Origin of the sequence: Methylobacterium sp. B1 (assembly GCF_000333255.1) — a bacterium.
GTDB classification, from domain to species: domain Bacteria; phylum Pseudomonadota; class Alphaproteobacteria; order Rhizobiales; family Beijerinckiaceae; genus Methylobacterium; species Methylobacterium fujisawaense.
In genome coordinates this window covers 1-14,078 of the sequence record NZ_BACT01000638.1, presented here as the reverse complement: position 1 = coordinate 14,078, position 14,078 = coordinate 1, and the positions used below count along the sequence as shown (strand labels likewise).

At 69.8% G+C, this 14,078-nt stretch carries 11 protein-coding genes; 5 read left to right on the top strand and 6 right to left on the bottom strand.

Features of this window, described 5'->3' with window-relative positions:
- On the bottom strand, positions 1–345 hold a 345-nt coding region (locus I53_RS18870; protein WP_043353481.1), incomplete at its 3' end, for a response regulator.
- A 321-nt stretch (positions 346–666) separates the two neighbouring features.
- Here I53_RS18870 and I53_RS18865 point away from each other — a divergent pair.
- Complete coding sequence (locus tag I53_RS18865; RefSeq protein ID WP_043353480.1) at positions 667–1,452, top strand: class II glutamine amidotransferase; 786 nt, start codon at positions 667–669, stop codon at positions 1,450–1,452.
- A 101-nt stretch (positions 1,453–1,553) separates the two neighbouring features.
- The gene (locus tag I53_RS18860) at positions 1,554–2,987 is read left to right on the top strand and encodes an NAD-dependent succinate-semialdehyde dehydrogenase (RefSeq protein WP_043353478.1); all 1,434 of its coding nucleotides are present in this window, start codon (positions 1,554–1,556) and stop codon (positions 2,985–2,987) included.
- A gap of 44 nt (positions 2,988–3,031) precedes the next feature.
- Here the strand turns inward: I53_RS18860 and I53_RS18855 are convergent, their stop codons facing one another.
- Positions 3,032–3,238 (bottom strand): SlyX family protein, encoded by a 207-nt coding sequence (locus I53_RS18855; protein ID WP_043353476.1) that lies wholly within the window; start codon positions 3,236–3,238, stop codon positions 3,032–3,034.
- 380 nt (positions 3,239–3,618) lie between these two features.
- Here I53_RS18855 and I53_RS18850 point away from each other — a divergent pair, with 380 nt between their 5' ends.
- On the top strand, positions 3,619–5,094 hold the full coding sequence (locus I53_RS18850) for a PAS domain-containing methyl-accepting chemotaxis protein (protein WP_043353474.1): 1,476 nt from the start codon (positions 3,619–3,621) through the stop codon (positions 5,092–5,094).
- Positions 5,095–5,110: 16 nt separating this feature from the next.
- On the opposite strand, the gene I53_RS18845 is transcribed toward I53_RS18850, so the two are convergent.
- The 3 genes from I53_RS18845 to I53_RS18835 form a co-directional block, all read right to left on the bottom strand.
- A complete protein-coding gene (locus tag I53_RS18845; RefSeq protein ID WP_043353473.1) occupies positions 5,111–6,265 on the bottom strand; it encodes a diguanylate cyclase in 1,155 nt (384 codons plus the stop codon).
- Positions 6,266–6,449: 184 nt separating this feature from the next.
- Positions 6,450–10,517 carry a Pls/PosA family non-ribosomal peptide synthetase gene (locus I53_RS18840; RefSeq protein ID WP_043353471.1) on the bottom strand — a complete coding sequence of 1,356 codons (4,068 nt, stop codon included), beginning with the start codon at positions 10,515–10,517 and terminating at the stop codon, positions 6,450–6,452.
- Between the two features lie 111 nt (positions 10,518–10,628).
- Complete coding sequence (locus tag I53_RS18835) at positions 10,629–11,216, bottom strand: histidine phosphatase family protein (protein WP_043353469.1); 588 nt, start codon at positions 11,214–11,216, stop codon at positions 10,629–10,631.
- Positions 11,217–11,312: 96 nt separating this feature from the next.
- On the opposite strand from I53_RS18835, the gene I53_RS18830 reads away from it, so the two are divergent.
- Together I53_RS18830 and I53_RS18825 are read left to right on the top strand one after the other, a co-directional pair.
- Complete coding sequence (locus tag I53_RS18830; protein WP_043353466.1) at positions 11,313–12,305, top strand: polyphosphate kinase 2 family protein; 993 nt, start codon at positions 11,313–11,315, stop codon at positions 12,303–12,305.
- 16 nt (positions 12,306–12,321) lie between these two features.
- Entirely contained in the window at positions 12,322–13,476 is a 1,155-nt protein-coding gene (locus I53_RS18825; RefSeq protein ID WP_043353464.1) for an AAA family ATPase, read from the top strand.
- Between the two features lie 69 nt (positions 13,477–13,545).
- On the opposite strand, the gene I53_RS18820 is transcribed toward I53_RS18825, so the two are convergent.
- A partial coding sequence (locus tag I53_RS18820; RefSeq protein WP_043353462.1) for an SDR family oxidoreductase occupies positions 13,546–14,078 on the bottom strand: 533 nt, incomplete at its 5' end.

Here is a 14,078-nt window from a genome sequence, read left to right as displayed (position 1 = left end):
GTCGAGGGCCCGCCACGGCTTCTGCATGTAGACCGCCTGGTCGGGGAGCCGCGCATCCCGGCCCGCGCCGGAGGTCACGACCACGCGCACGTCCGGCCAGCGCCGCTTGACGGCCTGGGCCAGGGTCACCCCGTCCATCGCACCGGGCAACCGCACGTCGGCGAAGAGCAACGCCACCGTCACGTCGGAGCGCTCCAGCACGGACAGGGCCGCCTCCGCGCTTTCGCAGGCAATGACTCCGAGGTCGGTTTCTTCAAGCACCGCGGTGGCGAGATCGCGCACGGCCGCATCGTCCTCCACGACGAGAGCCACGGGGGCGGATCCGTCGGGCACTGCGCAATCCATAAAAGTCTCCTGCTGTTGGTGCCTTGCCCCGCTTCGGGCGACCGCCTCCTGGGCGGCGTTCTGATTCCCCGATTTGGCCATGCTGACCCTTCATGAGACGGCTCACAAGAGTCGCGTCGCCGCGCCGGCGAATGCCTGCCCTGCGATCAAGCGGCACCGATTTCATGCGGAACGCACGAAAATGGCGCAGTTTCCGACCGGTTAAGAAACTGTTCACCGGAGTGGACCGACTGTTAACGTCCTGCGGCGGAACGTCTCCACCCTCCGAGGGGCGTTGCGCGGGATCGTACGTGGACCTGAGCTGAAGGATCATCGTCCGTCATGTGCCGTTTCCTCGCCTATAGCGGTGAGCCGGTTTTCCTCTCCGACCTCGTCTGCGCGCCGACCCACTCGCTGGTGCATCAGTCCCTGCACGCCGACGAGGGGAAGACCGAAACCAACGGCGACGGCTTCGGCATCGGCTGGTACGCCGAGCGGCCCGAGCCGGGGGTCTATCGCGACATTTCCCCGGCCTGGTCGGACGAAAATCTGGTGAACCTGTGTGGACAGGTGCGGGCACGCACGTTCTTCGCGCATGTGCGTGCGTCGACCGGGACCGCCACGGCCCGGGCGAATTGCCACCCGTTCGTCTACGGCCGGCATCTGTTCATGCATAACGGTCAGATCGGCGGCTACCACCGGATCAAGCGGCGGCTCGAAGCGCTGATCCCGGATACCTATTACGACCACCGTCGGGGCAGCACGGATTCGGAGGCGATTTTCCTGCTGGCACTCGCCAACGGCCTCGAGGAGGATCCCGTCGGCGCGATGGCGCGGACGCTCAAGACCGTGCGCGAGCTGATGGAAGCCGCCAGCGTCAGCGAGCCGCTGCGCTTCACCGCGCTGCTTACGGATGGCGAGACGCTCACCGCCTACCGCTGGGCCTGCGATGGCCGGCCGCCGAGCCTGTATTTCCGCGAGGGGCCGGGGGGCATCGTGGTGGTGTCGGAGCCGATCGATGGCTGTCGCGAGGGATGGCAGGTGGTCCCGAAAGGCGCGACCCTCCGCGCCCGCCACGGGACCGCGACCCTTGTCCAGGCACCGGAGCCCGCCCGCGCCGCCGCCTGAATACAGACGGTTCCAGCTATGCCGCCGCGGGGATTGCCCGGGCGCGCCACATCGGCACAGTCCGCCTGCGGCCGATGGTGCGGCCGAGCGGGAATCGACCGATGTATCCGGATACCGAGCTTCACATCGCCGGGCGCTGGCGCGCGGGTGCCGACCGGGAGACCCTGGGAGTCCTGAACCCGGCTTCGGGTGAGACGATCGGCCGGTGCGCCGTCGCCACCACGGCGGATCTCGACGAGGCCCTGGCGGCCGCGTCCCGCGCTTTCCCGGCCTGGCGCAGCGTCGCGCCCTTCGAGCGCGCCAAGGTGATGCGGAAAGCCGCCGACCTCCTGCGCGCGCGGGTCGACGAGATCGCCCGGACCATGACCCTGGAGCAGGGCAAGCCGCTCGCCGAGTCGCGGGTCGAGACCCTGGCGGCGGCCGACATCATCGATTGGTTCGCCGAGGAGGGTAAGCGCGCCTACGGCCGCGTCATCCCGGCCCGCGCCGACGGCGTGCTGCAGGTGGCGGTGCGCGAGCCGGTCGGCCCGGTGGCCTGCTTCACCCCCTGGAACTTCCCGATCAACCAGGCGGTCCGCAAGATCTCGGCGGCGCTCTGCACCGGCTGCACGGTGATCCTCAAAGGTCCCGAGGACACGCCGGCGAGCTGCGCCGCCCTGGTTCGCGCCTTCCTGGATGCCGGCATCCCGGGGGACGCGCTCTCGCTGGTCTACGGCGACCCGGAGACCATTTCGGCCTACCTGATCCCGCATCCCGTGATCCGGAAGATCTCGTTCACCGGCTCGACCGTGGTCGGCAAGAAGCTCGCGGCACTCGCCGGCGCGCACATGAAGCGGGCCACGATGGAGCTCGGCGGCCACGCCCCCGCGATCGTGTTCGGCGACGCCGACGTGGAGAAGGCGGTCGCCGTCCTGGCCCCCTCGAAGTTCCGCAACGCCGGCCAGGTCTGCGTCTCGCCGACTCGCTTCCTCGTGCACGATTCGGTCTTCGACCGCTTCGTCGAGGGCTTCACCAATTTCGCCAAGGCCGTGAAGGTCGGCGACGGGCTCGATCCCGAGACCAAGATGGGACCGCTGGTCCACGGGCGGCGCCTCGACGCCGTCACGGCGCTGGCGGCGGACGCCGAGTCGAGCGGCGCGACGCTGCGCGCCGGCGGCAAGCGCATCGGCAACCAGGGTAACTTCTTCGAGCCGACGGTGTTTACCGAGGTGCCGCTGACCGCCCGGATCATGAACGAGGAGCCCTTCGGGCCCCTGGCGATGATCAACCGGTTCTCCGACGACGGCGAGGCGCTCGCCGAGGCCAACCGTCTGCCCTACGGGCTCGCGGCCTACGCCTATACCCGCTCCGCCGAGCGGGCGGCGCGGGTGTCGAACGCGGTCGAGAGCGGCATGATCTCGATCAACCACCACGGCCTCGCCCTGCCGGAGACGCCGTTCGGCGGCGTCAAGGATTCGGGCTACGGCAGCGAGGGCGGCCCGGAGGCGCTCGACGCCTACCTGGTCACCAAGTTCGTCACGCAGGCGAACTTCTGACGCGCGGGCCGGCGCGTCGCACCCCGGCGCGCCGGCTCCCTCCGTCAGTAATGGGGCGGCGGCGGCTCCAGCCCCCGCGGCGCCGCCCGGGCGGCCGCCTCCTCGACCTGCTCCCGCAGCATGTCCAGCTGCCGCACCAACCGGTCGATGACGCGCCATTGCTCGGTCACGGTGCGGTTCAGGTCCTCGATCGTCGCGTCCTGCTCGGTCAGGCGGATCTCCAGGCGATCGATCCGGGTGTCTTCGTCCATGTCCGACCTCCAGTCAGTGCCGTGCCGACAGTCGCCTCGACCGACTTGGATCGGCCCGTCGACGTTCGCCCCGTCCTAGCGCAGACCGCGAGCCGCGCCATCCGGCTGAGTACCTCAGCGCACGATGGCCCGAAATCCGATCGAATGAGCCATTTGCGGCATTTCTCGATCCGAATACACATGAATAACGACCGAAACAAATAAAATTACCAAATGGTCCGCCATCTTTAAGGCGCCGACAAGCCGATTGACCAATGTGAAACAGATTTGCAATACTCTAAGCTAGGCTTTAACACAGACGAAACGGCGCGCCTGCGATCAAATGAATCGCTGTGAGATCAATATAATTCATAAATAAAAACAGACAGGGACGTTTTCAAATGGCGATATTTGGTTCTCGCGACAACGCCCTGCTCGCGGCCATCGATCGGACGATGGCCCGCGTGGAATTCGATCTCGACGGCATGGTCACCGATGCCAACGCGATCTTCCTCGCGCTCGTCGATTACACCCTCGAAGAGGTTCGGGGCCGGCATCACAGCCTGTTCGTGCCGGAATCCGAGCGGTCGGGTTCGGACTATGCCGCCTTCTGGGACGGGCTGCGCGCCGGCCGGCACGAGACCCGCGCCTTCCCCCGCCTGACCAAGTCCGGCCGGATTGTCTGGATCCAGGGGTCTTACAATCCGATCCTCGATCGACGCGGCAAGCCGATCAAGGTGGTCAAGCTCGCCACCGACATCACCGCGGAGCGCGCACGCAACGCGCTCTACGCCGGCCAGATCGCGGCCCTCGACCGCTCGCAGGCGACGATCAGCTTTGCCCTCGACGGCACGATCGTGGACGCCAACGCGAACTTCCTGGCCACCCTGGGCTACACCCTCGAGGAAATCCGCGGGCGGCATCACCGGATGTTCCTGCCGCCGGCCGAGGCGGCGAGCGCGGATTATGCCGCGTTCTGGACCGCCCTCGGCAACGGCGAGTATCAGGCCGGCGAGTTCCGGCGGATCGGAAAGGGCGGCCGCACGGTCTGGATCTTCGGTGCCTACAACCCGATCCTCGACACCGACGGTAAGCCCTGCGCGGTGGTCAAGTTCGCCACCGACGTGACCCGGCAGGTCGAGGATCGGCAGCGCCGGGCCGAGAGCCAGCGCGCCATCGATGCCGATATCGCGGCGATCCGCGAGTCCATGAGCCGGGTCGTCCGGCAGGCCGACGACACAGCGGAAGCGTCGAGCCAGACCACCCAGAATGTCGAAGCGGTCGCGGCCGGTTCGGAGGAATTCGCCGCTTCCATCGAGGAATTGAGCCGTCACGCGCTGCAGGCGAAATCGTCCGTCGACCTAGTCGTCTCCCGCGCCGAGGAGGCGGCTGCGATCGTCGTGGGCCTCACCGGCGCCGCCGACCGGATCGGAGCGGCGGTGAGCCTGATCCGTTCCATCGCCGACCAGACGAATCTGCTGGCGCTGAATGCCACCATCGAGGCGGCCCGGGCCGGGGCGGCCGGCAGGGGCTTCGCCGTGGTGGCCGCCGAGGTGAAGGCCCTCGCCGGGCAGACCGCAAAGGCGACCGGAGAGATCGGCACCCAGATCGCCGCCGTGCAGGCCGAGACCGCGCGGGCGGTCGCGGCGATCGACGGGATCGGTGGGACGATCGAACAGCTGAGTGCGCTCTCGCTGAGCGTGTCGTCAGCCGTGACCGAACAGGCGACGGTGACCCGCGACATGACCGAGAACATGCAGGCCGCCGCGCAGAGCGTCGCGGCCGTTCACGCCGCCATGGCGGAGATCGCGGCCTCGGCGGCCGTCGTCGACACGTCGGTGCGGAAGGTCTCCGAGGCGGCCCGCGCCCTGGCGTGAGCGACCCGGCCGCGCTTCAGGCGGCGCGGACCGCGACCGATTCCGCCACGGCGACCCGGTCGCGCCCACCCTCCTTGGCGGCGTAGAGCGCCGCATCGGCCCGCTGCATCAGCGCATCGAACGCGACCCCGGGCCGGGCCTGCGCGATCCCGATGCTGACGCTGACGCTGAGGCCCGGCAATTCGGGGACGTGAAGCTGCGCGAAGGTCCGGCGCAGTTCCTCGGCCCGACCCAGGGCCTCGGCGGGCGAGACGTCCGGCAGCAGACAGGCGAATTCCTCGCCGCCCAGGCGGCCCAGCAGCGCCTCCTTGGGCAAGAGCGACGTCGCCATGGCGCAGAAGCCCATCAGGACCGCATCGCCGACCCCATGACCGTAACGGTCGTTCACCGCCTTGAACCGGTCGAGGTCGAACAGCAGCAGGGCGACGTCGGGATACTCGGCCATCGCCCGCTCGGCGGCCCTGGTGAAGGACCGGCGGTTGCGCACCCCGGTGAGGGCGTCCGTGGAGGCGGCGATTCGCTGCTCGCGCTCGGCCCGCTCCTTGACCAGCGCCATGAAGGTGAAGGCCGAGGCGATGGAGAACATCAGAGTGACGAAGCACAGGATCGCCACCCAGGGAGAGGCGAGCGGGCTCAGGCCCGGCTGCGGCGGCGCCATGACGGTCGCGGGGATCCGCAGGACGTAGAAGGCGCTGTGCAGGCCGAGAATGGTCGCGGCCGCGATCCGGGAGGCGAGTTGCTCGGCGCGACCGCGCCAGATCTCCGCGGTCGCAGCGCCGCAATAGAGGGCCGCCACGGCCGAGGCGTAGAGGATGCGGGCCTCGATCGCGGCATAGAAGGCCGGGATCAGACACAGGACGCACCATCCGAGGGCACCCGCCATCGCGACGCCCGTCCGTGGCTCGCGATGCTCGAAGGTACGGACTCCGCTCCAGATGAGGCCGTAGGCAGCCAGCACCACCGCGTTGGCCAAGCCCACCGAGATCAGGTCGGGGATCTGATTGCGCAACGCGAGGCCGGCCGACCCGGCCGCCCCGACGAGGTGCGCCATGCCCCAGAGGGCGAGCGTCCGGGATCCGGGAGCCTGCCGCCATGAGGCCATGAACAACACGCCGACCAGAAAGGTCGTCGCCGCGCTGACGACCAGCAGAGTCGCGGGATCGAGTTGCACGGACGACTGTCGATCCTCGGCTCGAACGATGGCGCCGTCCCATCCCGGCATTGCTGGGGGAACGGCTCGGCATCTCAATCTATACTAAGATCGCAGGCTAGACATTACAATAAGTTAGCTTGGCGGCATCACTCGCTCGTAGACGAGCTAGTACACCGCCAAGATCCGTTGACCGGGGCCACCGTCAGGCGCGGTGGATCACCGGCACCGCGGGCGCCCCCTCCCACTCGGTGTTGGCGGGGATCGACTCGCCCTTCATGACGATGGTGAGCGGACGCAGGCGGGCGAAATCGCCGACCTTCGTATCGTACAGCACGGTCGAGAACGCGCCCACCGAGACGCCCCGGCCGACGACGACGCGGCCGATCTTCATGATCCGATCCTCGTACAGGTGCGTCTGCAGCGCCGAGACCCGGTTGATGGTGGCGTAGTCGCCGATGGTGACGCAGTCGAACTCGGTGATGTCGGTGGTGAGCATGCACACCCCCTTGCCGACCTTCACCCCGAACAGCCGCAGCACCCAGGGCAGGAAGGGCGTGCCCTGGAGATGCTCGAGCAGCACCTTGCCGGCGAGTCCCCAATAGGCCACGGCGATCGCCTCGGTGCGCATCGCCCACCACGACCACATCGGCTGCATGCCGGGCTTGTAGACGCCCATCAGCAGCCATTTCATCGCGATGACGGCGGACGACTGGATCAGCGCGATGGCGACGCTCGCCGCGACGAAGCTGAAGGCCAGTCCCCACCAGTCCTGCTCCAGGATGGCCGGGTAGAAGTACCAGTCGATCACCGTGATCGCGAGGGTGATGTAGAGCATCGGCGAGAACGAGGTCGCGAAGGCCTCGAACACGCCGCGCCGGATCTTCGGCCAAGCGCCGGGCTCGTAGGTCTGGGCGGTCGAGCCGAGATCGACCTTCTGGCGGGCCGGCAGCCGGATCGGCGGGGAACCGAACCACGTCTCGCCGGGGCTCATGGCGGCATTCTCGGGCGGCTTCGACTTGATGCCGATGAGCACGTCGTCGGGGATGACGGCGCCCGGCGGCACCACGGCATCGTTGCCGACGAAGACCCGCGCCCCGGTGCGGGTTGGCTCCAGGTGCATCCAGCCGCGCCGGATCTCCTCCTCGCCGTACACCACCTCGTCGGCGACGAAGTTCTTCGCGCCGACCTCGGCGAGATCGTAGCGGCCCGCGAGGTTGGTCGAGATCTCGGCGCCGTGGCCCATATTGGCGCCCATCAGCCGGTACCAGGCCCGCATGTAGACGGTCGCGAACAGCGACGAGAGCGTCTCCAGGGTCACCTCGACGGCGAGCGCCAGCGACCATTTCCGCAGGTAGAACAGGGAATGGACCGAGTAGGTGCCCGAGCGCGTCCGCGGCAGCACGATCCAGCGGATGCCGGCGATCAGCAGCACCGTGCCGGCGGTCATCAGCATGGCCGTGGGCCAGGTGAGGATCGGCAGGTACCAGTGGTAGTCGACGTCGGTGATGTCGGAGAACGAATCCGAGATCTGGTCGAAGATGAAGAAGGCCGGGAAGATCGGCAGCAGGCCGACCGCGGGGATCGCGCCGAGCAGGACGACATAGGCCGCCATGAAGGCGCTGCGGCGCGCGAAGGAGGCCTCGGCGGGCGCGGGCAGGTCCGAGGGGTCGGCCATCCCGACCTTGCGGCCGGGTGAACCGTCCCAGCGCTCGGCCGCCCCGACCCGCGAGCCCACGGGGATCGTGGTCAGGTCGGCGATCTCCGCCTGCGGCCCGATCACCGTGTCGTGGCTGATGACGCAGGAGGTTCCCACCGCCGCATCCGCGCCGATCTCGACCCGGCCGATGACAAGCTCGTTGCCGACGATCTCGGCGTTGGCGATGACGAGGCGACCGCCGAGCGACGCGCCGTCTCCGATGGACAGGAGGTCGGGCGCGCCGATCTCGATGTCGGAGATCAGGGTGTCACGCCCGATCCGGGCGCCCATCAGCCGCAGGTAGATGGCGATGGCCGGCGAACCCTGGAGCCACTTCACGTGGACCAGCGGGGCCAACCGCTGCGCGAGCCACCAGCGGTAATAGTAGGCGCCCCAGAGCGGATAGCGGCCCGGCTTGGTCCGGCCGAGGATGAGCCACTTGCCGGCCACCGCGGCCACTGCGGTCACGCCGTTGATCGCCACATAGACGAGGAGCAGCACCCCGAGTTCGGCGAAGAAGCTGAGACCGCCGCCGGTGAGCAGCAGGTAGGTCACGAACATGCCGAGCCATTGCGCAGTGGCCAGGGCGATGACGAAGGGCAGCGCGACGAGTTGCGCGAGGCCGCACAGCGCCCGGCGCAGCAGCGGCGGCGGTTCGAAGCTCAGGTCACGGGTCGCGGCCCCGGCGCCCATCCCGCCCGTGCGGGCGATCAGCGCGTCCGCCATGGCCCGCATCGTGCGCAGGGCATAGACGTCCGGCAGGGTGATGCCGGCGAGCGGCGGGTTCTCGCGCACCGCCGAGACGAAGCGGGCGGCGAGCAGGGAATGCCCGCCGAGATCGGCGAAGAAATCGCCCTCGAGGGCGATCGGCTGGTTGCCGAAGACCTGCTTGGCAGCCGCGACGAGGGCCGCCTCGGTCTCGTTGGCGGGGGGCTCCTGCTCGCCGTCGGCGGCCACCACCGTCAGCGGGGCGATCTTCAGCGCCTTGCGGTCGACCTTGCCGGAGGTCAGGCGCGGGAGCGACTCGGCCACCTCGAAATGGCCGGGCACCATGTAGGGCGGCATCTGCCCGGCAAGCGTCCGGCGCAGGGCCGCGGCGTCGATGGCGCGGCCGCGCTCCGGGATCAGGAAGGCGACGAGGCGGTCGACGCCGTCGTCCTGCCGGAGCACGACGGCGGCCTGGTTGATGTCGGGCACCGCCCGGATCCGGGACTCGATCTCGCCCAGCTCCACGCGGAAGCCGCGGATCTTCACCTGATCGTCGATCCGGCCGTGGAACACGATCCGGCCCTCGGCATCGAGGGAGACCGCGTCGCCCGAGCGGTAGAGCACCGGATCGGTCCCGTCGGACGCGAAGGGGTTGGCGATGAACTTCTCCGCCGTCAGCTCCGGACGGGCGAGGTAGCCCCGCGCCACGCCGGGGCCGCCGATCAGCAGCTCGCCCTGCTGGTCGCGGCCGAGCAGGGCGAGGTCCTCGCCGGCGACATAGACGGAATAGTTCGGGATCGGGCCGCCGATGGTCACCGGCTCGCCGGGCCGCATCTCGGCGGCGGTCGCCACCACGGTGGCCTCCGTGGGCCCGTAGGTGTTGAACAGCTGGCGCCCGCCCGTCGCCCAGCGGGCGATCAGCGGCTCGGGCAGCGCCTCGCCGCCGAGCAGGACGAGGCGGACCCGCGGCAGGTCGCCGGAGATCATCGCCAGCAGCGTCGGCACGGTGTCGAGCACCGTGATCCCCTCCGCCTCCAGGATGCCCGGCAGCGATTCCAGGTCGCCCATCATGGCCGGGCTCGCCACGAACAGGGTCGCACCCACGAGGTACGGGACCCAGATCTCCTCCATCGAGAGATCGAAGGCCACCGAGGCCCCCTGGAACACCACGTCGTCGGCGCGCATCCCGTAGAGGGCGTTCCCCGACCGGAGGAAGTGGCAGATGTTGGCGTGGCTGATGACGATGCCCTTGGGCACGCCGGTCGAGCCCGAGGTGTAGATCAGGTAGGCGGGATGCTCGGGCGTCAGTCCGGCGGCGCGCGGGTCCGGCTCGGGCGCATCGGCGGGCGTCCCCGCGTCGAGATCGGCGGGCGTCAGGGCGGGCGTCCCGTCGGGCGCCGCGGCCGCCAGCGCCGGCGAGACCAGCAGCGCCTTCGCGCTCGCATCGGTGAGGCACACGCCGACTCGGTCGGCCGGCGCCTCGGCGTCGAAGGGCAGCCACGCCGCCCCCGACATCGTGATGCCGATCTGCGTCACGAGGAGGTCCGGGCCGCGGGCCATCCACAGGCCGACGACGTCGCCGGGGCCGATGCCGCGATGGGCGAGGCCGGCGGCGATCCGGCCGGCCCGGGCGGCGACCTCCGCGTAGGTCAGGTGCGGGTGGACGCCGCCGGCCGCCACGCGGGCGCCGTCGACGAGGCAGGGATGGTCGGGCCGGGTCTCGGCGGCGTGCAGGAAGATCTCGGCCAGGACCTCGTCGCGGATCAGGTCGGGCCGGCGGTCGCCGCGCAGGATCGCCGCGTCCCCGGGACGGTCGCGCTCCCCGGCCACCGGGCCGGGCCGGGTCTTTTCGGCGAGGTCGCTCATCCGCTGCTCCGCTGGCCGGCCGCTCGAGCCGGCGCCTGTCCTGGCCGCCGCCCTATAGCCTGCCGATCATGCCGTTATCGAGGCGGCCTTGCACTGCGCAGGCGCACGGGATCAAGCCCAGCGCCAGCCACCGGGCTCGAGGATCAGGACCTCGCCCTGCCGGATTCCGAGGCGGGGCGCGGCGTAGATGTCGAGATGACCGAGGGCGACGAGGGCCGCCCGTGCCACGCCGCCATGGGCGACGACCACCGTATCCCGCTCCAGGGCCGCGATCATCGGGCCGACGCGCTCGACCAGGGCGGCGTAGCTCTCGGCGCCGAGGCCGGGCGGACGGTAATGCCAGCGGTCCCGGTCGCGGCCGGCCGCCCCCGCCGGGTCGCGGCGGCGGATCTCCGCCCAGGTGGAGCCCTCCCAGCTGCCGAAACCGATCTCGCGCAGGCGCGGATCGGTCCGGTACGCCGCCGGCGGCAGGCCGAGGGCCGTCCGGAGGATCTCCATGGTGCGCCGGGTGCGCTTGAGCGGGCTCGCGACGAAGTCGGCCTCCGCCAGCGTCGCCCCCGCCGCCGCGGCGAGGCGTTCCGCGACGGCCGCCGCCTGCGCCTCGCCCTGGGCGTTGAGGTCCGTGTCGCGCCCGCCCTGGAGGCGTCCCTCGGCGTTCCAGGCGGTCTGGCCGTGCCGGATGAAGTAGATCGTACCCAACCGTCTCAACCCCGTCCTGCGCAGGAATCCGGAACGGCCTGGATCGCCGGCCGTTCTCGCCGTCGGTCGGCAATATCCGGATACAGGTCCTGCCCCATGTCCAAGAAGCACGGCAAGCATCATCGCGGCCACAAACGTCCCGATGACGTGACAGGTGAGGCAGACCTGCATGGATCGCCCCGGCCGCCCCGCCCGTCGACGGCCCGCTGGGCGGGTTCCGCGGACACGATCGCCGGGACAATCCCGGCCGCCCTGGACGGCCACCGCCAGATCCCCATCCTCGCCGCCCCGGGCATCGTCACGGTGGAGCCGGGCGCGGCCTTCGACCTCTCCGCGGTGGAGGCCGACGCCGATGGCGGCCTGGATAAGGCCTGGGCGAAGGAGGCCCTGGCCGGGGAGCGGGCGCGCATCGTCGCCCTCCAGGAGCGCCTCTATGCCGAACGCGCCCGCAGCCTGCTGCTGGTGTTCCAGGCGATCGATACCGGCGGCAAGGACGGGACGATCCGCTCGGTCCTGCAGGGCGTGAACCCCCAGGGCTGCACCGTGGCCTCGTTCAAGGTGCCCTCAAGCGAGGAACTCGATCACGACTTCTTGTGGCGCTACCACGCCCGCGTGCCGGGACGCGGCATGATCGGGGTGTTCAACCGCAGCCACTACGAGGACGTGCTGGTGGTGCGGGTGAAGGGCCTCGTTCCGGATGCGGTGTGGCAGAGCCGCTACGGCCGCATCAACGACTTCGAGCGCCTGCTCACCGAGTCCGGCACAACCGTGATCAAGTTCTTCCTGCACATCTCCCGGGCCGAGCAGAAGAAGCGCCTGGAGGCCCGGATCGCCGATCCGGAGAAGCGCTGGAAATTCGATCCCGCCGATCTGGTCGAGCGGAAGTCCTGGGACGCCTACCAGCAGGCCTTCGCGGACGCCCTCGGCCGCTGCTCGACGCCCCATGCGCCCTGGCTGGTGGTGCCGGCCAACCACAAGTGGTTCCGCAACTACGTGATTGCCCGGACCGTGGCCGATACACTGGAGGCCATGGATCCGCGATTCCCGGAGGCCTCGAAGGGCATCGCGGATCTCACGGTGCCCGACTGACGGGGGGAGGCCCGAGATGCTGGTGGTTCGGGAAATCGCGGTCTCGGGCTACCGCTCGCTGCGGCGGATCAGCTTCCCGGTCGATCGGCTGTCGGTCTTCGTCGGGGGCAACGGCACGGGCAAGACCAACCTGTACCGCTCGCTCGAGCTCCTACAGGCGGCGGCCCGGGGTACGCTCACCCGCGATCTCGCCGCGGAGGGCGGGATGGACTCGGCCCTGTGGGCGGGTCGCCGTCGGCAGGGCGAGGCCGCGCGGATCTGCCTGTCGGCCACCCTGCGCCACGACGGCACCGGCCAGGACTTCCAATACACGGTGGAGGTCGGGCTGGTGCAGCAGGCCGGCGACTCGATTTTCGGCGCGGCCTTTCGGAAGGAGCCGCAGGTGAAGGCCGAGCGCCTGACGGTCCGCACCCGCGGCCGCACGGCCGTACTCCTCGATCGCGACGGGCGCAGCGGCTTCGTCCGCGACGAGGCGGGCGCCAAACGCTCCCTCGGCGGGGATCTGCTGGCGACCGAGACCGCGCTGGGCAGCCTCCTCGACGCCACAGGGCTTCCCGAGATCGCCCTGGTCCGCCTCGCCTTGGCGGGATGGCGCTTCCACCACGATTTCCGGACGGATGCGAATTCGCCCCTACGCCGGCCCTGCCTCGCGGTGACGACGCCGACGCTGGCCTCGGACGGCTCGGACCTCGCCGCCGTCTTCGCCACCCTGGCGCATATCCGGCAGGACACCGCCGAGATCGACGAGGCCGTCGACGCCGCCTTCCCGGGTGCGGGGCTCGTCATCCCCGAGCCGGGCCGTCACGCCAGCTTCGGCCTGCGCTTTCCCGACTTCCCCGTCCGGATCTTCGATCCGCCGGAACTGTCGGACGGCACCCTGCGCTACCTCGCCCTCGCGGGCGCCCTGCTCGGATACCGCTTGCCGCCGTTCATCGCCCTGAACGAGCCCGAGACCAGCCTGCATCCCGATCTCATGGATCCGCTGGCGCGGCTGATCGCGCGGGCCGCAGAACGCACCCAGGTCTGGCTCGCGACCCATTCGGAGCGGCTGGCGGCGGGGATCGCGGAGCACGGGCGCGTCCGGCCGCGCACCGTCATCAAGCGCGACGGCGAGACCTGGATCGACGGGCTCAAGCTCTCGGGGGACTTCGCCGACGCGGATGAGGATTGACCCCGATCCGATCGGATCGTGCGAAAAGCCGTCTGGCCGCGCGCGGCGCGTGCGGTGACGGAGCGCGCCTCAATCCTTGTCGAGGGTGAGGTCCGGGGCCTCGGGATTCTTCATGCCGACGACGTGGTAGCCGGCATCCACGTGGAGGATCTCGCCGGTCATGCCCGCCGCCATGTCGGAGACGAGGTAGGACGCGGTCTCGCCGACCTCCCCGATCGTCACGGTCCGGCGCAGGGGCGCGTTGTACTCGTTCCACTTCAGGATGTAGCGGAAATCGCCGATCCCGGAGGCAGCGAGAGTCTTGATCGGGCCCGCCGAGATCGCGTTGACCCGGATGTTCTTCGGGCCGAGATCGGCCGCGAGGTAGCGCACCGACGCCTCCAGGGCCGCCTTGGCCACGCCCATCACGTTGTAATGCGGCATCCACTTCTCGGCGCCGTAATAGGTCAGCGTCACGAGGGAGCCGCCCGGGCGCATGATCTTCTCGGCACGCTGGGCCACGGCGGTGAACGAGTAGCACGAGACCAGGAGCGACTTGGTGAAGTTGTCCTCGGAGGTCTCGATATAGCGGCCGGTCAGCTCGTCCTGTCGGAGAAAGCGAC